Here is a 23,227-nt window from a genome sequence, read left to right as displayed (position 1 = left end):
TAGCTGGCTGGGATTCCAAGGCGATCGCCCCGTCAGGAGCAAGTTCCATAAGACAAGCTAAGGGGTCAATAATCTCAAAGTCTTACCGGAAAATCGCGGTTTGTAAGGGGGAGATTGAAAGCCTCTTCCAACTATCAACTACGGTTGGGCAGACCGAAAGTAACGCCAAGGCGAGAGACCGATCTCTGCTTGGTTGAGGAAACTCTACCAAGTAAATCAACTCGCTCCAAAGAGTAATCTTTAGAATCCCCGTACCTTCAAGGTCGGGTCGGATGTCAAAAAATCTCTACTCGAAAAAGTACCGCTGTGGAACTGTCTTCTACAGATTAAAAGGATTAATTGAGGTGCGATCGCGGTTTAAAAGCGAATCTGGCTGATATGAATCACGCCGTACCGATTGTCCCCACAGGCATCGGTGGAAAGCCACTGTTGGCTATTGTCATAAAAACGATAAACGTTAATCTGACGACGAGTTGTAATCGTACAAACAATATTACCGTTTGGTCGTGAGCGAACGTTAGATGGGGGAGCGAACACGGTTGCCGTTCGACCACCAGTAGCGTAGTAAGTAGAATTGGCGTTTGATGCACTGGCTGGTGAAGCACCATCGAACGATCGGCTTTGGTTACTGAGTGCTTGAGTCTTGTAATCCTGATGCGTGAGCGCCTGAACGGGTAACGCAATCGTAGAAGCTGCAAGTAGCATTGCCGTCACCAATGAAGTCAAAATTTTCATAATCAAGCGTATTGCGATCGAGTGCAGCCTGTCGGCGGATAAACCAAATATTATCCCTCCATTATCTTCTATATTTTCATTTTTTTGACTGTAATTCCTAATTCTCAAGGCAGAAATTTTAACATTGCCGGATAGTTGGATAATGTTCAATAGTGCTATTATCCCTGCTAAATCATCAACAAGTCTCACGGAAATTGACCCAAATCAGCTAAAAAAGCCAATTCACTTATTTTGCAACAAATTGTGGAACTGAATTTGAGTATTGGTATACTCAGGTGCCCACCCACCTATAGTAGTGAAGTAACGCACGGCTTTGAGATGAAGCTTGCCTGTGGGACGGAACCAATGCTCAGTTCCAGATGGTATGTTAATATACTCTTGAGCTTGCATAGCCAGTTCCACTTGACTGGTATCGGGAAGGACAAAGCCGAAAATACACTCCCCTGAGAGAATGAATAAGGCTTCATCGTCTTGATGAGTGTGACAGCGATCGAATAGGGCAATCAATTTCTTAAGATAGCGCGAACCTGGGTGCATTACTGTCATTAAAAAGCCTTTGCTAGAACACACTAAACATACTTGCGAATCTGAAACAACTTCATCAACTCCCGCTGCACCCGCTGATACAAAGGAATTGATTCCACTTCAATCTGAGCGTAAAATTTCGCATTCGGTTGAAAAATATTATCTTTATTATCCACAATCGCTCTCACTCGCAACAACTGTTTCTGTCCGGAAGGGTCAGTTTGCAACACAGGCTCAATTTTCTCAATTTTAGTAGTAATCGGCTTCAAACCCGGTTCCAACGGTTGCAATACCACCGTAGCCGAAGGTTTCTTCAACATTTCTTTTACCAAATCCGAATCGCTTTGAGCAACTTCAATCAAAGCTACCAACTTATCCAAAGCAGCAATTTCCAAAACCGCCTCATTTTCTCCCATTTTCCTCCCCACTTTTTCATGCAAATTTTGACTGAAAATTATCCCGGAAATAGGAGCCAATAACATCTGATTTTTTTGTTGTTTTTCCTGCAACTTTCTCAATTCAGTCCTCAACGTTTCAATCGCCGGAGTTAAATTTGCTACTTCCGCCTTCGCTGCTGCTAATTCCTGTATCGCAGTTTTCTTAATCGCCACTTTACTATCTAACTCATCTTGGCGAAGACCTAAATCGCGTTGCAATTTCTGTTGACACGATTCTATCTCGTCAAATTTCGCTTCAACTTGATGTTCGATCGCCTGAATTTCCTGCTCTTTACTGCTCACCTCGCCTTGGATACTAAATTTTTGAGTTTTCAGTTCTTTCAATTTATCTTGCAGGGGAATTCTAGCCATCAATTCATTTAATTCCGGTCTTTCATAATTAGCGATCGATTTCTCAACTTCCACTAAATTCGAGCGCAAACTAACTATCTCCGCTTCTATCCCCGGTATCCGACTATTCAAAGCTTTAATTTCTGCCTGCAACTTTTCAATTTCCGGCGTCGGATTTCCCTGATTTATCCCCACGATATCCTGGCGAACTTCCTCCACTTGTCGCTGTGCAGCCACTTCCCGATCTATCGCTTCTTCCACCTTACTTTGCACGATAGGAATGCGAACAGTAGCAGCAGCTTTGGCTGATTCTTGCTCTTGCAACTTAGCAGTTTTTTGGATAATTTCCGATTCTAAATCTACAGCAGAAACAGTCGCCACCGGGTTGCCAACTTTTACTGCATCCCCAGAATTAACCCAGAATTTAGTCACCGTACCCGGAATTGCCATATACACAAATCGATGGCTATTTGGAAGCGGTTCTAACTTTGCTTCCGTGCGTACAGAATTAGGAATTGGCATTTGTGCAACCCAAACTCCACCTGCGATTAAACCAGCAATTAATAACAAGCGTCCGTAATTAAAAGATGATGTTGATTTAACAGGTTGCTGAGGCGAACCTTCAGGTAATTTGGCATTTTGAACTTTAGATTTCGCCGTCTCCCTATCCTGAACTCGATCGCGAGCAATTTCAGGTTGTGGAGTAGACGCAGGCGGTACTACCTTAAGCTGAATTCGGTTCGGAGAGTTATTAGAAGTGCTGTTAGACATGATTAATTAGTGGGTAATGGGTATTAGGTAGTCGGAAACGGAAATCAGCAACGAGCCAGAAATATATCTACATCTGCGTTTATCTGCGTTCATCTGTAGATATCTGCGGTAAATAAATCTTTTATTTCTTCTCAGAACTAGGAAACAAAAAGTAAATTCCCCAACCAAACAAAAGAATCAACGCTGTCATCGGAATATTAATCAAACTCCATTCCGTAATATGCCAAAACAGAAAGCCAAAAACCATCCAAATATAAGCGATACTAAAAGGACCATAAGTAGCTAATATCCAACGGTTTTCCCAAGGTTCTTGAATTGGCTTTCCACTTAGCATATTGCCATAAAATGCAAAAGAACGACTGCGGAGGTTGTTAATCCCTGTAATAGCTACCGCCAGATAATAGCCATCAAATTTAGCCAAGGGATTAAGGTTAAGTGCTACTGTAAATAATGCCGCTGACATCAGCAGAAAACTAGCAGTAGAAAGCCAAGTACCGCTAGCGGATATATTCCACAACCATAAACCAATAGCTGCGAGAATTAATTGGACGAGTACGCCTGCTCCTACTACTAATATTCTGCCAAAGCGCGACAAACAATAGGAGTCGGTGGTATTCGTATAAACTGAAGGAATTAAACACATAAATAGTAACCCTACTTCTGGCACTATTCCACCGTAATGTTTGAGGGTGAAAGCGTGTCCTAGTTCGTGGAGGGTAACAACTACAGCAGTGAGAAGTGCAAATGGTAATATTAGATTGCTTCCGTAAGCTGCAAACAGTTTTTGTCCGATGAAGATAATTTCCGCTCGCTGAGTAAATCCAACTACACCGGAAACGATGAGAAATGCACTGAGGAAAATAGCAGTTGGTTTAGTCCACAGATAGCGGATTTTGTCAATATGGTTAGTTAAAAATGGGTCGGGATTGAATAGGCGGATTTTAAATGAGAGTAATTGCAGGGGAGAAAATTTACCTCGGCGTCGTTTGGCAGGTTTTGTACCTGATAGCATTCCGGTAGCGGCGAGGAGTTGGAGGAGATATCGCAGTTCGGTTTGGGTGATGCAGAATTCTTCTGCGAGTAGATGTATGGGAATTTGTCCGAGGTGTTCGATAATGGCTTTATCGCGATCGCTTACTTGCAGAAATGTCACATCTTCTGGGTTGCGTAGTATCCAGTAACCGCCGGGATGTTCTACCCAGTGAACGCAAGCTTTCAATTTGGGTTGATTTGTGGGAATGTTTTGGTTTTCTTCTCTCTCCTGGTTTTCTACTTCAGCAGCGAGGATACCCAAAGTTATTAGTTTTTGGAGTAACTCTACTACCAAGTTGGGGGAGATTGCATCTTTATATTGTTGTTGACAGTAGTTTTGGATTTCCTCGACGGTGAATTGTCCGATGAAGTAGCGCAAAGCGTAACCTTCGGCGGCGGAAAATTGGTAGCGTTGATTGACTTGGGTGGATAGAAGGATGACTCGATCGCACCCTTTAAGTTGACCCAATTTCCAATATTCTCGGATATCGGGACAGATGCAGTTTTGGTAATCTGTCTGAGTTTGGCGTTCTTCAAGGTTCATCGTGGTAGATCCCTGTATGGGTTGGGGTTGAGGGATACCTCTTACCCGTCTATCTATCTCTCAGGGACAATGGGTGACTTTTATGCGGGAGATGGGAGATTGTTATAAAACTTTACAATTTAGCTGGGTGGATGGAAGCGATCGCAAAAAGGCACGCTGCGCGATCGCATCGCAGCCAAAATTTTTTCAAAATTAGCTGTGCGGTCGGCATATCGCGCCTCCCGTCCATCATTAGTGGTAAACTAGCAAGTGGATTTAACTAAGATTAAAGATTATGCAAATCACTTAGTTTTCTCGGCTGTCTAATTTTCAATTAAAGAGGCGTTAACCCGTTCGCGAAGCGATGCGTAGCATTATCGCATACCTCAAATTGACATATAATTAAAAATACGGTAGTAAAAAACTGCCATTTCCAGTCAGTTACCTTCAGACAAACTAACGCGCTTATTTACGAAATGTTTTTTATGATGAAAGAACAAACATTCAAACTTGATGAATCGGCGATCGCATTTGTTGAACGCTGCCAAGAATATGGGTTTAAAGACCCCAGCGAAGTAGTCAGAACTGCCCTGCAAAAATTACAGTTAGCGTTGGAATCAGATAACTTGCAAGAATCAGCTACTCTCTATGCTGAAATTTATGAAAGCGAGCGAGAATTACAAGAACTGACAGAATCTGGTTTAGAACAATGGCCGAAGGAATAAAGATTAAAAGGGGGATGATTGTTGATGTTAATCTCGACCCAACAAAGGGGTCGGAAACAGGAAAGATTAGACCTTGTATTGTGGTGAATAACAATACTTATAACGAGCGCGTTCCTGTTATTCAGGTTGTTCCGATTACCGCTTGGAGTGACAAAAAAGTTAAGATTAAAACTAATGTCGAGATTGAACCCTCTGAAGCAAATGGATTAACTAAAAAATCGATCGCAGATTGTTTGCAAACGCGCCCGATAGATTACCGTTCTCGCTTCGTTGCTATCCGAGGTGAACTCGAACCAGAAATTATGTTAAAAATTGATGAAGCTCTCAGAATCGTGTTTGCTTTGTAGAAAAGACGATCTTTTTAATAAAAGAAGAGTTAGAAAAAGCGATCGCACTTTGGAGAAATGATTGAAGTGCGATCGCCTGAAGTTCAGAAACCGGGTTTTTGCACAAGATATCGGTTAAGAAGCAAAGGCGATCTGAAAAACCCGGTTTCTTTTGTTGGGGGAAGAAAAGGGCGATCGCCTCCCTCTTTTGCAAACCCCAAAAAAGCGATCGCCTGGGATTTTTTGTATCTGGTAGGGTGGGCAGAGTCACTAGATTCAGTGCTGTTAGCAAATCTCCAGACCTGCCCACCCTACAACTTAACTAAAATGTCTTTTAGGACTTCTTCCGTTCTAGATACCAGGGTTTAGAGATGGAAGAATATTCCTGGATATAATAACCCTTCGCATCAGTCTTCAGGGTAAGTTGCGTTTGAACGGCTTTACCATAACCACCATTTTCTTCATAGGCAATGAACTTGCCTTGAGCCTTATCTACCCACTTAACAAAGAGGACAACATGACCACCGTTGCCAATACCACAATTGTTGATTGCATCACCAGGTTGCAATTCATCCTTACTGTTTAGAGTAATGGCATATTGAGGTAGAGTACCAGTAACAGCACTGGTGGGCAATTGCCAAGCCATGCTAACAAAGCCAGAACAGTCTTGGCGATAACCTTGGTAATAGGCACTTTGGTTATAAGGAATTCCTTGGTCTACCCATTTCTTTGCACGTGCCAGAATATTGTTAACTTGAACTGGCGAGTGTTTATTCAACCAATCTTTCGATGCTGTAACTGTCCCAGTCCGACCACCATACGTAACCGTATCAAATAACGGTTTGCCATTCGAGGAATAAACAACGAGGTTCCCATCATTTTGAATTGCAAAGTAAGCACCTGGATTGCCTGCGGTATCTGTTGCCCAAACTGCTTTTCCGCGATCGTAAAGTACAACATTGCCATCTGCTTGAACTGAAAATCGATCGGCTGTTGTCCCATTAGTTCCCGTAGCCCAAATTGGTTTTCTTTGGGGATTGTACAATACTAAATTGCCATCGTTCTGGAAAATAAACTTATAGCCTGTAGAAGTAACCCATTGTTGACCCCGTGAAAAGTTCAAGTTAGATGCACCAGGCTTAAGAATAATATTCTGAACTGGCGTGTGTTTCTTCAGCCAATCTGGTGATGCTGTAACTGTTCCAGTCCTGCCACCATACGTACCTGTATCAAATAACGCTTTGCCATTCGAGAAATAAACAACAAGGTTTCCATCATTTTGAATCGCGAAGTATGCTCCAGAATTACCCCATGTATCAGTTGCCCAAACTGGTTTATTTCGATCGTAAAGTACAACATTGCCATCTGCTTGAACTGAAAACCGATCGGCTCCTGTCCCTTCAGTCCCGGTAGCCCAAATTGGTTTCCTTTGGGGATTGTACAATACTAAATTGCCATCGTTCTGAAAGATGAATTTGTAGCCTGTAGAAGTAATCCACTGTTGACCCCGCGAGAAATTCAAGTTAGATGCACCGGGTTTAAGATTAATATTCTGAACTGGAACAGATATAGGTGTAGATGTTATCGGCTTACCCGTCCCTACCTGTTGAGTAACAGGCAAATAAACTGATTGTCCTGGTTTGATTAGCCGCGCTTCCGCCTCTGTAAATGTGGTGCCATTGGGTTTTTTAATCTCCCGCCAACGATTAGCATTGCCAAGTTCGCGCTGAGCAATTCCTGAGAGCGTATCACCGGATTTGACAATATACTGCCGCGTTTGTCCTGGGGTTGCTGGAGGTGAGTAAGAAGTGTTCGTATTGGGGCTGACGTTACCCTTGACATTTCCTTTATATCGGAAATATGTAGGAGTGATGCTACCAAACCCTGTACCAACACTCATGTTCTTGCCATTTGTCGCACCAGCTTGAGCAATGCGGACATTTGAGCCGGAACCACCAGGGATGACAACAGCAACGTGACCGACAGAACAAGCAAGTACGACTTGTCCGTTATTAGCACTGGCAACTGCATCAGCAGCACTAACTCTTTCCCACATCCCATCGCCGCCACGATTCATAAAACCTAGCAATTGGTCAGTCCCGTAGGGTTTATTTGGGGTGTTAGTTCCGTAGATTGGATGAGGTTTCGTGTAGGCACCAGCACTGGGGCCGTTACGTGGGATAGGAACTCCTAACTGATCGAGGACATCAGCAGCAAACCAATTGCAGAAAGTTTCGTTGATTCGATCGCCCGTAATGTCGCGGGGTCGATAGTACCATTGATCGGGATTAACCTTGTTGACCGCATCAATAATTCGCTGTCCGTTATTCGACGGTTGTTGCGGTTGGGAGGGAGTATTATTAGGTGATTCCCAAAGACGATAAGCTTTAGCCCGTCCGTTCCAGAAAATATACCCCCCTTCAAAGTCAGTTCGCATTCCTCCATTCCAAGGATACTCTCGCTTCGTGGGGAAGCCTAACCAACCACCAGAACCATTGGGAGAGCCATAATCGTTGTATTCTCGTTGCAAATCAAGCCAAAGAGGAACAGCACCGTGTTGGGGTGACCAGTGAATAGTGCCGTTTTGGTAAACACGGAACTTACCAGTTGTTCCTTTTGGCGATTTAGTAGCATCCAAGTAACCAGAAAGCGGAGAACCTAAATTAACGGGACTTGCTGCATAAGCTTGGTCGATCGCTTTCTGCCAGTCTGGAATTGCTGGCTGATTCTGGACTGGTGCTGATACTTGACGAGGTATCAGTATTCTTTGATTCGGATAAATTAGGTTGGGATTAGCAATGCCGTTTTTCTGAGCAATAAAGTTATAGTAAGTGGCTGAACTACTGCCCATTGTTCGGAGCGCGATCGCACTCAGGCTATCTCCTGATTTAATGGTGTAGGAATCCCACTCATAGTATTTGCCCATAAATTCAGTGGCAGCAGCACGTTCTGTGGGTATTACCTTTCCTTCACCACTCCAAGTATCGGGAATAACAGTTGCCAACACATCATATTCTTCCGGCTTTGTCACCTTCGCCAACAACACCGCCGCCGTCATATTCAAAAATCCTGCACCCGTTTCGGCATCCCATCCAGGTGTTTTTAAATCAGTTGCCGTATCCTTCAGCAGCTCAATAACTTGGCGATAACTCAAATTCGGATTTGCTGCCCAAACTTGAGATACTGCACCTGTCACTTTCGCTGATGCAACCGAAGTTCCTGCCATCGTACCAACGCTATCGCCAGTAGTAGATAAAACTGGATTATCCACAGTGCCACCATCAGCCATGATATCCAAACCATAACCATAGCTGGAATAACTGGCGCGATCGAATGCTTTGGATACCGCTACCGAATCGTTAACTCGTTCGGCTGCACCAACGGTAATTATATTGTCGAATTCTTGGGAAGATTGACCTAATGCTGACATCACGCCGCCATCATTCCCAGCAGCAACCACAATCAACACATTATTCTGACGTGCATATTCAATTGCTGCCCTTTCTTGTGGCGTAAATTCATAACGAGTAGTCACGCTACCATCGGGATTAATTTGGGTTAAATCCAAACTCAAATTAACCACTGCATTCGGTTGTCCCGACTCTTTAGCAGCATCCACAAATTCTACTAAAGAATCTGCCCATTTGCCAGAGCCGATCGCACGTCCTACCCAAATTGGTGCATCATCATTTATACCATTAATCCCAATATCGTTATCCTTTTGGGCGGCAATTATTCCTAATACATGGGTACCGTGTTCGCTTCCTTCACCGGATTGCAATAAGGGATTATCATCACCATCTACAAAATCTTTTCCTAAAGTAATCTGGGAATAATCAATATCGGGATTATTAGCACTAAATCCAGTATCGATTACACCGACTAATGGCTGATTCGCTTTCGGGAAATCAAAGGAAGTTGGAGGTTTTGGAATCGCAGCTTTTACAGGTGGTTGTTCTACAGTCAAAACTGTTTGACCACTGCTTGCTACGATTGTAGAAGAACTTGGAGATGCAACATTAGTTTGTGCTGAAACTGTTACTTCAGTAGTAGATGTTACCCCAGATGCGGAAGTTGTCGAACTCTGGTTAATGGTAATTGGCGATGTTGCTACAACTTCTTCTTTCTCAACAGAAAGAATTGATGTCACTGTTGTAGTAACGCCAGATGCGGGAGTAGTGGAGGTGCTGTTAGCTGCGATCGCATTTTCGATTACTTTCTCAGATGTAACAACAGGTACTTCTGCTACCGTGGTAGATTCAGTTACCGTAGTGTTGTTAGGAGCGATCGCATTTTCAATTACTTTCGTAGATGTAACAACAGGTACTTCTGATACCGTAATAGATTCAGTTACCGTAGTGTTGTTAGAAGCGATCGCATTTTCAATTACTTTCGCAGATGTAACAACAGGTACTTCTGATACCGTAATAGATTCAGTTACCGTAGTGTTGTTAGGAGCGATCGCATTTTCAATTACTTTCGCAGATGTAACAAGAGGTACTTCTGATACCGTAATAGATTCAGTTACCGTAGTGTTGTTAGGAGCGATCGCATTTTCGATTACTTTCTCAGATGTAACAAGAGGTACTTCTGATACCGTAATAGATTCAGTTACCGTAGTGTTGTTAGGAGCGATCGCATTTTCAATTACTTTCTCAGATGTAACAACAGGTAATTCTGCTACCGTGGTAGATTCAGTAGCCGTAATGTTGTTAGGAGCGATCGCATTTTCAATTACTTTCTCAGATGTAACAACAGGTAATTCTGCTACCGTGGTAGATTCAGTTACCGTAGTGTTGTTAGAAGCGATAGCATTTTCGATTACTTTTTCAGATGTAACAACAGGTACTTCTGCTACCGTGGTAGATTCAGTCGCCGGAGTGCTGTTAGAAGCGCTTTCCACTACTTTCGGAGATGTTACCGCAGTTACTTCTGCTACCGTAGTAGATTCAGTCGCCGGAGTGTTGTTAGGAGCGATCGCATTTTCGATTACTTTCGGAGTTTCCAGCGTAGAATCATTTGCTACCGTGCTTTGTTCAGTAGTAGCACCTTCCGAAGCTGAATTAGTAGAGGTATCTATACCCAACTCGGTGACATCTGAAAGCTGAACATCTTCTTGAGAAGCGATGAACTCATCATCGACTAATTCCAACTCTCCTTTAGAAGTGATGAATTCATCATCGACTAATTCCAACTCTCCTTCAGATATGATTAATTCATCATCAACTAATTCAAGCTCTCCTTCAGATATGATTAATTCATCATCAACTAATTCAACATTTTCTGGAAAATCATCTGAATCGTCAAATGGAATTTCGACGAGTTCGCCATCTTCTCCCTCAAAATAATCCGTCGGATCGGGAGCAATGTATGGTTCGGCGTAAGCAATCAAAGCTTGACCCATATCGGAAGTACGCCAATCTTTACCGGGAGCAATTACATCATCCAAAAGGGCTGCTTTACCAGTAGCACCGCGTACTTGGAAAATGATATCGTTATAATCGCGATCGGAACCAGTATCTACTCGCAAATCTTCCATTACGAAAGTATTGCCATCCCCCGTCACATCGGCAATTTGTCCGATATGAAAATGCTCGTTAGGATTAGCTGTTACCAAAGAGAATAACGGACGCAAAGCACCACCTACTTTCGGGCTATTAAATAGCTGTTGTAGCGTACCATTGGGAACGAGCATCACACCGAACTCGTCTCCCGGACGCATCTTAAAAGTTTTTACTCCCAAATAATCGCCCGAATTTTGGTTGCCCTCTCCAGGGAGTTTACCGCTAAATTTAGCACCTTCTATCGGGTCGGAAATTACGACGTAACCAAATTCAGAACTACTCAAAGCGCGAGTAGCTGCTTCTTTAATAAACTCAGTGGAACCGGGAGTGAAATTCTCCATGTCCTTGAGACTAAAAATTGCTAACTCTCCTTTGTATCCACCACCGTCAAATAGAAAATCAATTCCTATTTCTCCGGTTTCACCGACAGTGAAAACACCGGAAGTAAAAGTGGGAGATTCCGATGAAGTTATGGGCGGAATATCGGTAGGTTCTGGTAAGCTATCAATTACCTCTTCAATGTCGGAGTCTGGTAAGAGAGATGGGTCAGATTGATCGGCGATCGTCGCATTCTCAGTGAAACTATCAACATCAGCAACCTCCGTTTCCACCGCATCGATTTGAGTATCGGTGATAGTATCCTTGGTTTGGGGTGAAACAGTCGTAACTTCTAGGTCAGTGTTATCAGTTTCCGCTAAATCTTCAGTTTCTAGATCGGTTTGAGTGTCAGTAGCGAAGTCTTCCTTATCCAAAGAAACGGAAACTTCATCCGCAGTAGCATCAGACTTATCATCAGTTGAATCAAGAATTATTTCCTCAGTCTCGCCTATTGGGGTATCAACATCATCAGTTTCCAAATCAGTTGTAGCATCGTCAGCATTATCGATCGCACTATCGATAAAGGAAATTTCTTCCAACTCACCATCTGAAATTGAATCGTCTACTTTATGCGTAGCGAGGATATCGGTATCAACGATATCGCTGCTATCTTGGGAAGATTCTACTGCGCTCGTGTCTGGGTCAGAGTCGTCACCATCCACATCATCTACATCGGGTACTTCTACAACTGGTACATCAGTTGAGTTATTTTCCGGTAAATCAACTTCTGGCAAAGTTGGCGTATCCACATCCAACATCAGCGAGGTGTGCGAATCATCACCACTATCGATGATGCCGCTAGGAGTAAGAATAGGCTCAAGGATGAATGTTTGCAACGCCGTCGCGTTTTTTTGAGGTTGAAAACCTTTATTTCCAGAACGCTTTTTGCTAAATCCACGAAACCAACCCATAAATAATTCTCCTTTGAAATGAAGAGGTAGACTGAAACGGTGTGGTTAATTAAGGTTTGAAATTTACGAACTTTTCGAGCCAACTGGTTCGACTAGCAAACTATCTTGGAGCGTTTTTAAGTTCTCAAACTCGATCGCCTTGCGAGATTCTTGCATTACGGAACCGGAAGAAGCTGCTTGCTGCAAAGTCATAAAGGCATCGAAATCTTGCGAGTCATACTGAATTTGCAACAGCAGGCGCAGTTTCTCTTCGGCTTTAACCGTTAAATAGCCGATGGTTAAGGCTTCTTGGACAACTTCGCGGATTCGCACCATACTCGACCTCTCTCGAAAGTTACAGCTACTCTGACCCGAAACACCTCTATCTCTCTCTCAGGGTCAGGCGGCAACTTTTATGCGTGAATACCTGTTTTGTTACAAAACTTTACATAAAAGCCGCTTGCCATAACAAAACCAGGTTATATGAAGTTTTGTTAAAGAATCGTGCAACTTTGCATAAAGTTGATGGGTTGACCTTGACAAAGAAATAGGAGGTTGAAATGTTCGGGCGATCGAATCGACCGCGAACACCGAAAACTGTCCGAGCAACATCTTGTCTGTTCCATTACTCAAGTACATGACGTTTCATCCATCTACGGCATGAAAATGGTTGTACCTTGAGATAGATTACGCTGGTAATTCAGGTAGTTTTTTCCTGGGGTACTGGAGATGGACAATGAGCGGGATAAAGAACTTGATGAGCGGCTTAAGCAGCTGGTTATCAAAGCTCAACAACATCCACCGATGACGCCCTTGCGACAGCAAGCTTTAGTGCAACTGGTGCAAGCAATTTTGCAATCTGGCAGGCTTTGCCGTCCCTATCGAGGTCAATTTGAGGGCGTTTACGAAGATATTTACAATGAAGCCCGACAAGATATGTTGCTGTATATTTGCCAAAAAATTGATGATTACGATCCGGAAAAAAGCCCGGTAATGCGCTGGGTGAACTTCCTATTTGAAAAACGATTTTTCAGAGAGGCTATTCCTAAGTTTATGGATAAGAACATTATCAGAAGGACGCTGGACGACCTAGAGAATATAATTCAACCTGAAGAAGAAGTTTCTACATCAGAAATAGTGAAGCAATGTATAGAAGAAGATCGAGAAGATGTTTTCAAAAATGAGTATATTGAAAATAATCCGCCAGCTAATTTTCAATATTTAGCGAAAAAAAGGCTAGCTGGATCTACATGGCAAGAAATATCGGAAGAATTAGGGATTAAAGTTCCTACCCTCAGTAGCTTTTATCAGCGCTGTTTGAAGAAATTTACAGCTAAGCTGCGAGAATACTGCCAAAATCACGGAAGTTAAGTTAGAAATATAGATTATGCAAGAGCCATCAAATCCGTTTACTTTTACTGTAATTCTAGGCGCAGAAGCCCATCGTCTAGCAGAACAGTTTCGCAAACACCAAAGACAGCCTCAGAAAGGCAAGCAGGTTTACCTCAATACATTGGCGGTGTATGCAGTAAAATTTTACCTGGACTGCTTGGGAATAGAAACAGATTGTCAAGCCAGCGATAGTTTCGATCCGGTAGCGCAGACACTTATGGATGTGGCTGATTTGGAAGTTAAGAATTTGGGTAAGTTAGAGTGTCGCCCTGTGTTGCCAGAACAAGAGTTTATCTATATTCCACCTGAAGTTTGGTTAAACCGAATTGGCTATGTAGCTGTTCAAATGACTAGATCGCTAACGGAAGTAATGTTGCTGGGATTTACGAAGACGGCAACGAGGGAAAACTTATCGATTAGCGAATTGCGATCGCTCGAAGAATTTCCAGAATTTATCAGCGAAATTCGCCAGCCTCGACCTATTAATTTGAGCCAGTGGCTGCACAATGTTGTTGAAATTGGGTGGCAGACAGTGGAAGCACTTTTATTACCGCCACAAGCACAAATTGCCTTTAATTTTAGAGGCACAGATGGTGTACGTCGCGGTAAATTTTTAGAATTGGAACGCGCAGGGAAACAGGTAGCTTTATGCGTTGGACTAAAACCAGTCGATCAATTAGAAGTGAATATTTTAGTTGAAGTATATCCCACAGGCGATCAAAATTATCTGCCGCCAGATCTCCAAGTAATGGTACTAGATGATGAGGGAATTACTGTGATGGAAGCTCAAGCTAGAACTACCAAAAATATTCAATTTGAGTTTAGTGGCGAACTGGGTGAACATTTTAGTGTCAAAGTGGGTTTGGGTGATGTCAGCATTACCGAAGGTTTTGTAATTTAAAGAGCGGAATGCTGACTAAAAAGGGGCAAATTATGGTTAAGTTAGTCGTTCTAAAGTTAGATGGCGATCTAGAGCGAAATGGGTTTCGAGTCAGCCTAGAAATTGGCTGGGAAAGTAGGCGTCCTGAAATAGAGATCGCTGGTCAATTACCGCCAGATCCAGATTTGCTCGTTTGTTTAGATAGCTGGCAACAAAATTATCGTAGCGTGGGTGCGCCTTACCGCATTAAACCGAAGAAAATTACTTATGATGGTTCGGTAAATAAGCGAATTGAGCAATGTCATCAGTCAGCGCAAGAGTTACGATTACGCCTGAGTGCGTGGTTGGATTCTGACGATTTTCGTCCTATTGACAGGCGATTGCGAGAAGAGTTAAGCCGAGAGGAAGCAATTAGGCTATTGATTCGCACTGAAGATAGTCATTTACAGAAACTTCCTTGGCATTTGTGGGATTTTTTTGAGCGTTACCCTTTGGCAGAAGTTGCCTTAAGTGCAAAAAAGTTTGAAGCTACTAAAAAATTGAATTCGGTACAGGAGAAGGCGAGGGTCAAAATTTTAGCTATTTTAGGACATAGTGCCGGTCTTAATATTGAGAGAGATCGAGGTTTGCTAGAAAGCTTACCTAATGCAGAAGTAGTCTTTTTAGTAGAACCTCAACGTCAACAAATTAACGATCGATTGTGGGAACAACCTTGGGATATCATCTTTTTTGCAGGTCATAGCGAGACAGAAGGGGAAACGGGTATAATTTATATCAATCCCACTGAAAGTTTAACAATTAACGAGCTGTGGTACGCTCTCAGAAAAGCAGTCGAACAAGGTTTAAAATTAGCAGTGTTTAATTCTTGCGATGGTTTAGGTTTGGCACGGCAATTAGATGATTTGCATATTCCCCAAATGATTGTGATGCGGGAGTTGGTGCCAGACAGAGTAGCTCAAGAATTTTTGAGAAATTTTCTGACAGCATTTGTGGCTGGTAAGTCATTTTATTTAGCTGTGCGGTCAGCGCGAGAAAGGTTGCAGGGGATGGAGGGTGAGTTTCCTTGTGCGACTTGGTTGCCTGTAATTTGTCAAAATCCCGCAGAGGTGCCGCCAAGGTGGGAAGATTTGTTACCCGCTGCGAAAGTAGAAATTCCGTCGTTACAAAAAATCGAAAATCCTAATTCTAAAATCCCAAAATGGCAATCTGTGCTGTTAGTAAGTGTGGTGGTAACTGCTTTGGTGAAGGGGGTGCGATCGCTTGTTTTTTTGCAAGCTTGGGAGTTGCAATCTTTTGACCAATTAATGCGTTTGCGTCCTGATGAAGGACAGGATAATCGCCTGCTATTAGTTACTATTACTGAAAATGACGTACAATCTCAACCATCTGCGGAAAGAGGAAGCGCATCGATATCCGATCGCTCTCTAGCTATTTTATTGAAAAAAGTAGAGCAATATCAGCCGAGAGCAATTGGATTGCTAATCTATCGGGATAACCCCGTTCAAGCAAAATATGCGGATTTAGCAACTCGGATGAAAAAGAGCGATCGCTTTTTTGCTGTCTGCCAAGCTAGTAACGGCAATCACCCCGGAATCTTACCACCTACGGAAGTTCCACCCGAACGTTTGGGTTTTAATAATGTTATAACCGATCCTGATGGCATTCTTCGCCGCCATTTATTAGCTAACGGAAAACAATCTCCTTGTCAAACAGAGTTTTCTTTCAGCCTGCAATTAGCTAAACGTTATTTAGATGATGACAATATTAAATTAGACCTGATTAAACCACAAGATTATTTGTCTTTTATCGGAAAAACTATTTTTACTACTCTAGAAAAAGATTCGGGGGGATATCAACTAATAGATTCACGCGCTCATCAAATCATGCTCAATTACCGCTCTACCCGTCAAATTGCTCAGAAAGTCACCCTCAAAGAATTTCTCAACGGCAAAATTAATCCCGATTTAATCAGAAATCGCATTGTTATTATCGGTACAACTGCTCCTAGTTTTAACGATGACCATTGGCTGACGCCTTACAGTTACGGTCATTGGCCAATTCAAAGAATGACAGGTGTAGAAATTCAGGCACATAAAGTAAGTCAAATTATTAGTGCAGTTTTGGATAATCGCCCATTGATTTGGTGGTGGCCAAAACAAGCTGAAACTATCTGGATTTGGTGTTGGTCTTTTGTTGGAGGTATGATTGGTTGGTGTTTGCGATCGCGCATACAGCAGATAGCTGCTGGGGGCATTACAATTTCGCTCATTTATGCTATTTGTTTTTTAGTTTTGCTAAAAGGAGGTTGGATACCCTTGATACCTTCTGTTTTAGCTTCAGTAATTACAGGTGTAAGCTTGGCCATCTACACCTTATCAACAAATCGGCAACAATAATAGAAAAATGGAGTTGAATTTATGAACAGACCGGGTATTGTCATCTGCTTATTTTTGATTAACTTTATCATTTTTCCGTTGCGACTATTAGCACAGTCGAGTCAGCTAATTTCTCAAGGAGTAGATATCCGCTTTATTCCCCGAACATCAAATCAAACTTCTCCTTCTGGAGGAACTAGGGGTACTACAACTACAGATAATAGAGGTCCGGGGAGTCGGGGTGATTGTTTGTCTAAAAGCATTCCTCTAACTCGTTTAGGAGGTGGTAGCAAGTTGGAGTCAACTATTAGCGATCGACCTACTTTTTGGGTTTACGTACCTTATGCGCCAGAGGAAGCTAGTTCTGGAGAATTTTCATTGCAGGATGGGGAAAAAAATATCTACCGTACTCCTTTCAGCTTGTCAAAAACGCCAGGAATTGTCAGCGTCACTATTCCCCCTACAGTCGAACCTTTGGAAATCGGTAAAAAATATCGTTGGTATTTTACTCTTAACTGCCCTCAAAGAGAAGGTTCTCCCGAAAACTCTACCCCTGCTTTTGTAACTGGACAGGTGCAAAGGATTGGGATTAGCTCTGAGTTAGATAGTCAGTTAAAAGCAGTGAAAACAGCATTGGAAAAAGCAGCTATTTATGCCAAAAATGGTATTTGGTACGATACTGTAACCGAGTTGGGTCAACTTCGCCTTAAGGAACCGGAAAATAGGGAAGCTATTAATGCTTGGATTAATCTTTTAAAAAGCGAAGAGGTGAGATTAGGAGAAATTTCCGCAGAGCGAATCGTTGGGAATGTAAATTGATTGGATTGGAAGTTGGTAGCATTTCCCATCAAAACCAATTCCCAACCATAATAAAAGGAGCCCAATAATAAGGTTTTTGGTAATCTGTGTCTGGGTAATTTTTTAATATAGCAAGTTGAGCTTGTCGGAGTGCTTCTGCTTTTGTCAATTGCGGTTTCTTTAACTCTTGGTAAAACAGAATCATTAGTTCAGTCGTAGAAGCATCGTTAACTTGCCACAAAGTTGCCAAGGTACTGCGTGCGCCTGCTCTCACGGCGACTCCCGCTAGTCCCAAAGCAGCGCGGTTGTCTCCTAGTGCGGTCTGACAAGCACTTAAGACTAATAGTTCAATTGGGTTAGATTGAGGCTGGTTTTTTTGTCGCAGTAATTTATCCAAATCTTTTACTTTGATGCGTTCATCCCAAGCGAGGATAAAAGTTTCATCAGGGTTAGAACTGAATCTCCCGTGTGTTGCTAGGTGAACTATGGAAAAGTCAAATGAGTTTATTTGGTTTTGAATATTGGTGCGATTAAATTTTTGTTCTGCCAGTTGGCGACTCGGTATTTCTTTACTAATTTGGTTTAATTCAGTTTCTACATTATCTATCAAACCAAACTTTGGAGTTTCTTTTTGGAAGCTGGGAGCGTCTTTTGCACCACCAATTAAGGCATTGATTCGCTCTCGCGTTAATGGTCTGGGGTCTATAAGTTGCAAACCTGGAGCAAGTGCGATCGCATATCTTTCCAGCAAATATTTTTCTCCATTATAAAGGACTGCCATTGGCAGATTTCTGAGCGCACCATCTAAAACAAATACCAGCGTTTTTACCTGGCTTTCTTCCCGATTTTGAGCAATTTCCAGGTCGGCTTCAAACGGTTTTAGCAACCAGTCATATATCTGTTTTGATTGGTTTTTAACTTCTTCAATACTAATGCTGGGGTTTCTTAATAATTTTCGCAGGTTGTCTATAGTTTTGTGGATTTCATCGGCAGATATATCTATGGTATGATGGCGGATAGGCTGTTCGGGTAAGGTGAGTATTACTTCTAACCTATTTTTGAGAATAATCGGATAAATTACGGCAGCATTTTTATCGATGCGATCGATTTGTTTTGGTTCGCTATTTAAACAAGCTTCTCGAAAGAAATTGTTCAGTTCCGCTAATTGTAGCGCCTCTATTACATCTCGCGCTTTGGTTATATTTTCTTGTTTTAAGAGTAAATCAACAAATTCGCGATAGACAGGTTCCACTTCATCCCGAAAGTTAAACTGAAGGTCGGGGTTAAGAGCAGTTAAATCTTTTCGTAATAATTGGAGATTATCGAAAGCGGCTGTGTAAGCTTCTATAGCGCTTTCAATATCTTTTTCTTGCTTAATTTCCAGTCTTCCCAATTGCCATTGCCAGCGATAGGCAATATCCCAGGCTTGAATTGATTGCGCGAGGCGCAAAGCTTGTTCCGTTAGTTGTTTTGCACTTGACAATTGTTGAGTTATTTCATATAATTCTCCTAATTGTCCTAAAGCATAGGATTGCGATCGCACATCGTTTAAAGTTTTAGTTTGTTGGATAGATGTTGCTAATAATTGGCCGATATATTGCCAAGATAACATCTCAATTTGCTGGCTTTTTTTATTAACGTTTGAGTTAGCGCATTCTCTGGCAATCGGTGAAGGATAATCAGGCGTTTGTTCTTCTTGTTGTAATTTCAGACAAGTCAAACTGCGAGCTAAATCCAGCCGCGCATAAATTGTTTCTTTCGTTGACGCTAATTCAGTAAGATGAGATTGAATTTGTTGTAGTAAATCACCGATATCAGAACTGAGGGGAGTTTCTATTAACAAGCTTAGTTGATTTAGCTTGGCTCGTAAATTGGTTATAGGTGCGGCAGATAGTGAAACAGCATTTTGATAAAATTTTAAGGCAGCTTCGTAAGCCATTTGCGCTTTTGATTGATTATTATAATTTTCTTCGCGTTTGCCTAAAGCGCGTTTGGTATTGCCTAAACTAACTAAAGTAGAGCTAATCTCTGCATCGGATTTTAAGCGTTGAAACATTTGCAAACTTTGCTGTAAAATCTGTTCTGAGTTGTTGACAGCACCAACAATTCGTAAAATATCTCCCAAATTTCTTAAACTCGTAGCAGTCAGTTGAGAATCTGCTAACTTGGGAAGAGTTTCTGCTACTTGCAGGGAAGTTTCATCGCGAATTAACGTTCTGCATTCTTGGGAAGGAATGGCTAAAGATTGTAATAAAGTTCCGCAAGCGCTACGGTAATGTCCTGCTGCTTGCAACTCTTGGGCGTTCTTTAGTAAGTTGGGTACGGTATTGTGGGTAAGTTGAGCGGAAACAGGAGATTTGAGGAGACACAAAACCATACAGCTAGCAGCAATTAACCACCAAGCTAAACGCTTTTTGATACAGTGAGAAAATGTTAGAAATGATTTGCCTTTTCTTGCCATATTTTTAATTAAAAGTATTCATAGATACTGGAGATGGTGTGCGACAAGCTGTTACACTTTCTGCGGGACTATAGGGAGTTACTTTGGGCGCTTGTACAATTAAATGTATGACGCCTTTATCATCTTTTATCCATCCTTGTGCTTCTATAATTTCGGTTGGCGCAAAGGTACTTTCTGCGGTGGAAAGGTTGAGTGCTTCTCTCGGATTTGGCGGTAAACCGCCACGTCCGGTAAGAACAAATTCGCCAATTTCATCATTATCTCTTGTGGCTGCACAAACATTTTGGAAAACTGGTCGATTATCAATAGGAGGTAAAGCGATTAATCCTTGAGTCGGGTCTATTTCGGGAGTCTGAATATTTATTACACCGTCAAATTGTGGGCCTAAATTAGAGGTAGCGGTGATATCGCTGGTGAAATCGCTTGCTTCTCTGGAAACATTTGTTCCTAAAAATCCTTGTCGAAAAATGCCTTCTGTGTTGATGTTTACTTGACCGCCTCTGCTGTCTGTGGAATTGGCGGTGATGTCGCTATTTTCTAATGCTGCTAATACACCTGTATTGAGGGTAATGTTACCTCCCGTTCCGGTGGCGTTGCTGGTGATACTGCTTTGGCGACGCAGTTGTAGGTTGTTTGAATTTAATTCTATATTTCCGAAATCTCCTGCTCTTGTTTCGGCGGTGATTATGCCATTTTCGAGTAATATATTGTTAGCTTGAGCGGTGATATTACCAGCAGCAGCGTTTTCGGAACCTAAGCGAGTGCTGACTGTTGTTGTTGCGCCATCTTGGATGGTTAATTGTTCTGTATTAATGTTTATACTGCCTGCTTTTCCATTACCTTCAAACCGAGTTCTGGCTAATAATCCACTGCGAATTATATCGCCTTCTCCTGTACGTGCAATTTCGCCATCTGGTTTGATTCCTATTCCCCGCAATTGGACTGATTCAGAAGCATTTACCGTGACAGTTCCTCCTAATCCTTCGCCGATAGTAGAAGCTGCTGCCTGTGCGCCATTTTCGGCAATTAATCTTCTGGTATTAATAATTAAATTTCCACCTGCACCAGTTCCTCCAGTGATAGCAAACAAACCACTAGGAAACCCATCTGGCGATATTCCTATTAATTCCACAGATTCAGCTTCATTAGCAGTCGAAATTCCTTCTTGTTCGACACCACGAACAATCAAAGTTCCTCCTGCACCTATACCGAAAGTAGAAGCTGTTATTTGTCCTCCATTTTGTACTATTAACTGCTTAGTTTCAATCGTTATATTTCCTCCATTTCCGGTCGCTTCTTCCTGATTAACTTGAGTTGATATACCGCCATTTGCACTAACTTTTACTGAATCGGAAGCACGAATTAGTAAAGTTCCTGCATTCCCATCCGAAAAAGTAGTATTGGATATCTCTGCTGCATCGTTGACAATCAATCGCCCTGTTTCTACTGTTAAATTTCCACCTTGACCAAAACCTACGGCTAAAGAGAATAAGCCGCTAGGATAGGGAAGTTCAGCAAACGGGTCAATAGTAATCGTTCCTCCGATTAATTCTACTGAATCTGAGGCACGGATGGTGAGATTTCCACCTTGACCATCGCTAAACGTAGTAGTTGCTATCTGTGCGCCATTCTTAACAGTTAATTGTCTTGTTTCTACGGTTAAATTTCCTCCGTTCCCAGTTGCATCTGGATTGACTAAAGAAAATAATCCGCTGGTCAATTCTCCATCCGTTTCTATGCCAGTTAATTGCACCGCATCTCTAGCGCGAACGATAAGATTTCCGGCATCTCCTGCCCCGAAAGTAGAAGCTGCTGCTTCTCCTCCTTGAATAATTAATTGACCAGTTTCTATTGTCAAATCGGCAGCTTTTCCTTCCCCTTGAGCCTGACTCAGCAAACTACTGCGGAATAAGCGACTGTCGGCTGTAGTACCAATCAATTCTACAGTATCGGAAGCTTTTACAGTTAAATTTTCTCCTCGTTCTTCTGCTTGGGTGAGAGTTAGTATTGTTGAGCCATCATAAAGATAAATATTTCGTCCTTGTATTTGAACTGAACCACCGTTTCCGCTAACATCTATGGCAGATGCACCTAATAACTGAATATCTCCATAATTATTAGTACTTTCGGCTCGATCGATCGTTATTTTTCCATTGCTATCAACAATTGATAACTGCCCGTTGACAACTGACCCAAGTTCAACTCTTCCCCCGTTTGCCGTTAAATTTCCACCTGTTAAAGTAACATCTCCACCTATCAATGCTAAAGTGTTACCCGGATTTACGGATAGACCGATCGCGCTATCATTTCTAGTAACTTTTCCCGTTTCTGGATCTACACTAAAATTATGACCTGTCCCTTGTACTGAAATTGCTCCCGGTGTATTTGTGAATTGTAAGCCAACAGGTACATTTACTGTTAGTAACGGTGGGGCTTGGGGATTGGTGGCACTAAATTGACTGCCATCTTTAAAAAGCAGGCTATTAGCTGTACTGGCTAGAAATGAGCCTCCAATATTAAGAGAGGCATTTTGCCCAAAAATAATTCCATTCGGATTAATTAAAAATAAGTTAGCATCACCGTTGGCTCTAATTAAACCATCAATGTTTGATATTGAATTACCTGTTACGCGACTAAAGATATTTTGAATTGTTAGAGTATTGTTAAAGTATGCAGTTCCGTTCGTGGGGATAGAAAACTGCTCAAAGCTATGGAATAGGTTGCTACCTAGTTCAGTTCCACCTTCGATAGTAAAGGAGTTGTTAGAAAATGTGACAGTTGAATTAACAGGTAGGGTATTATCTGGAACGATTTGCGCTGTTGCCAGAGAGGGAAACCCGAAGATGTAAGTTAGAATACAAAAAATTTTACTTTTTTTCTTTTGGCTTCTCTCTGTCACGGTAAAGCACCTAATAGCATAGCTGGTATTTTAAGTTAAATTGCTTTAGCTGAAATAATATTACAAGATAATGGCTCTTATTTAAGGGTTAATTTAAATTATTATTTGAATTTTAGTTAAAAGTTTTATATTAAGCTTGAATAATTGGTCAAAAAGTGTTATGGA

General features: G+C 42.0%; 15 protein-coding genes. 6 read left to right on the top strand and 9 right to left on the bottom strand.

Annotated elements, in window-relative coordinates:
* Positions 1 to 357 precede the first annotated feature (357 nt).
* From ACE1CD_RS14895 to ACE1CD_RS14880, 4 genes are all read right to left on the bottom strand, one after another.
* Complete coding sequence (locus ACE1CD_RS14895) at positions 358 to 924, bottom strand: hypothetical protein (protein ID WP_374795529.1); 567 nt, start codon at positions 922 to 924, stop codon at positions 358 to 360.
* Positions 925 to 957: 33 nt separating this feature from the next.
* Positions 958 to 1,281: a hypothetical protein gene (locus ACE1CD_RS14890; protein WP_374825103.1), complete on the bottom strand. Its 324-nt coding sequence runs from the start codon at positions 1,279 to 1,281 to the stop codon at positions 958 to 960.
* Positions 1,282 to 1,304: 23 nt separating this feature from the next.
* A complete protein-coding gene (locus ACE1CD_RS14885; RefSeq protein ID WP_374825101.1) occupies positions 1,305 to 2,819 on the bottom strand; it encodes an HlyD family efflux transporter periplasmic adaptor subunit in 1,515 nt (504 codons plus the stop codon).
* A 121-nt stretch (positions 2,820 to 2,940) separates the two neighbouring features.
* Complete coding sequence (locus ACE1CD_RS14880) at positions 2,941 to 4,395, bottom strand: hypothetical protein (RefSeq protein WP_374825099.1); 1,455 nt, start codon at positions 4,393 to 4,395, stop codon at positions 2,941 to 2,943.
* Between the two features lie 464 nt (positions 4,396 to 4,859).
* Between ACE1CD_RS14880 and ACE1CD_RS14875 the strand changes: the two genes are divergently transcribed.
* On the top strand, positions 4,860 to 5,099 hold the full coding sequence (locus tag ACE1CD_RS14875; protein ID WP_374795525.1) for a hypothetical protein: 240 nt from the start codon (positions 4,860 to 4,862) through the stop codon (positions 5,097 to 5,099).
* Positions 5,084 to 5,446 carry a type II toxin-antitoxin system PemK/MazF family toxin gene (locus ACE1CD_RS14870; protein WP_374825097.1) on the top strand — a complete coding sequence of 121 codons (363 nt, stop codon included), beginning with the start codon at positions 5,084 to 5,086 and terminating at the stop codon, positions 5,444 to 5,446. Before ACE1CD_RS14875 ends, ACE1CD_RS14870 begins: the two co-directional genes overlap by 16 nt.
* Here the strand turns inward: ACE1CD_RS14870 and ACE1CD_RS14865 are convergent.
* From ACE1CD_RS14865 to ACE1CD_RS14855, 3 genes are all read right to left on the bottom strand, one after another.
* Positions 5,424 to 5,696, bottom strand: coding sequence for a hypothetical protein (locus ACE1CD_RS14865; RefSeq protein ID WP_374825095.1), 273 nt, complete (start codon positions 5,694 to 5,696; stop codon positions 5,424 to 5,426). The two genes, ACE1CD_RS14870 and ACE1CD_RS14865, sit on opposite strands and share 23 nt — an antisense overlap.
* A gap of 63 nt (positions 5,697 to 5,759) precedes the next feature.
* The gene (locus tag ACE1CD_RS14860) at positions 5,760 to 12,278 is read right to left on the bottom strand and encodes a S8 family serine peptidase (protein ID WP_374825093.1); all 6,519 of its coding nucleotides are present in this window, start codon (positions 12,276 to 12,278) and stop codon (positions 5,760 to 5,762) included.
* A 63-nt stretch (positions 12,279 to 12,341) separates the two neighbouring features.
* A complete protein-coding gene (locus ACE1CD_RS14855) occupies positions 12,342 to 12,593 on the bottom strand; it encodes a hypothetical protein (RefSeq protein WP_374795522.1) in 252 nt (83 codons plus the stop codon).
* A 393-nt stretch (positions 12,594 to 12,986) separates the two neighbouring features.
* Here ACE1CD_RS14855 and ACE1CD_RS14850 point away from each other — a divergent pair, with 393 nt between their 5' ends.
* The 4 genes from ACE1CD_RS14850 to ACE1CD_RS14835 are packed head-to-tail and all read left to right on the top strand — an operon-like array spanning position 12,987 to position 17,723.
* Entirely contained in the window at positions 12,987 to 13,628 is a 642-nt protein-coding gene (locus ACE1CD_RS14850; protein WP_374825091.1) for a hypothetical protein, read from the top strand.
* A gap of 16 nt (positions 13,629 to 13,644) precedes the next feature.
* Positions 13,645 to 14,550 (top strand): DUF1822 family protein, encoded by a 906-nt coding sequence (locus ACE1CD_RS14845; protein ID WP_374795520.1) that lies wholly within the window; start codon positions 13,645 to 13,647, stop codon positions 14,548 to 14,550.
* Positions 14,551 to 14,582: 32 nt separating this feature from the next.
* Positions 14,583 to 16,925 (top strand): CHASE2 domain-containing protein, encoded by a 2,343-nt coding sequence (locus tag ACE1CD_RS14840; protein WP_374825089.1) that lies wholly within the window; start codon positions 14,583 to 14,585, stop codon positions 16,923 to 16,925.
* 21 nt (positions 16,926 to 16,946) lie between these two features.
* On the top strand, positions 16,947 to 17,723 hold the full coding sequence (locus ACE1CD_RS14835; protein WP_374825087.1) for a DUF928 domain-containing protein: 777 nt from the start codon (positions 16,947 to 16,949) through the stop codon (positions 17,721 to 17,723).
* A gap of 28 nt (positions 17,724 to 17,751) precedes the next feature.
* Here ACE1CD_RS14835 and ACE1CD_RS14830 read toward each other — a convergent pair whose 3' ends face one another.
* Together ACE1CD_RS14830 and ACE1CD_RS14825 are read right to left on the bottom strand one after the other, a co-directional pair.
* On the bottom strand, positions 17,752 to 20,163 hold the full coding sequence (locus ACE1CD_RS14830; RefSeq protein ID WP_374825085.1) for a CHAT domain-containing protein: 2,412 nt from the start codon (positions 20,161 to 20,163) through the stop codon (positions 17,752 to 17,754).
* A gap of 4 nt (positions 20,164 to 20,167) precedes the next feature.
* Positions 20,168 to 23,062, bottom strand: coding sequence for a filamentous hemagglutinin N-terminal domain-containing protein (locus ACE1CD_RS14825; RefSeq protein ID WP_374825083.1), 2,895 nt, complete (start codon positions 23,060 to 23,062; stop codon positions 20,168 to 20,170).
* Positions 23,063 to 23,227 lie beyond the last annotated feature (165 nt).

The organism is Aerosakkonema sp. BLCC-F183, from assembly GCF_041929145.1.
GTDB lineage: Bacteria > Cyanobacteriota > Cyanobacteriia > Cyanobacteriales > Aerosakkonemataceae > Aerosakkonema.
The sequence above is the reverse complement of the archived record's forward strand: the minus strand, read 5'-3'. Positions and strand labels throughout refer to the sequence as shown.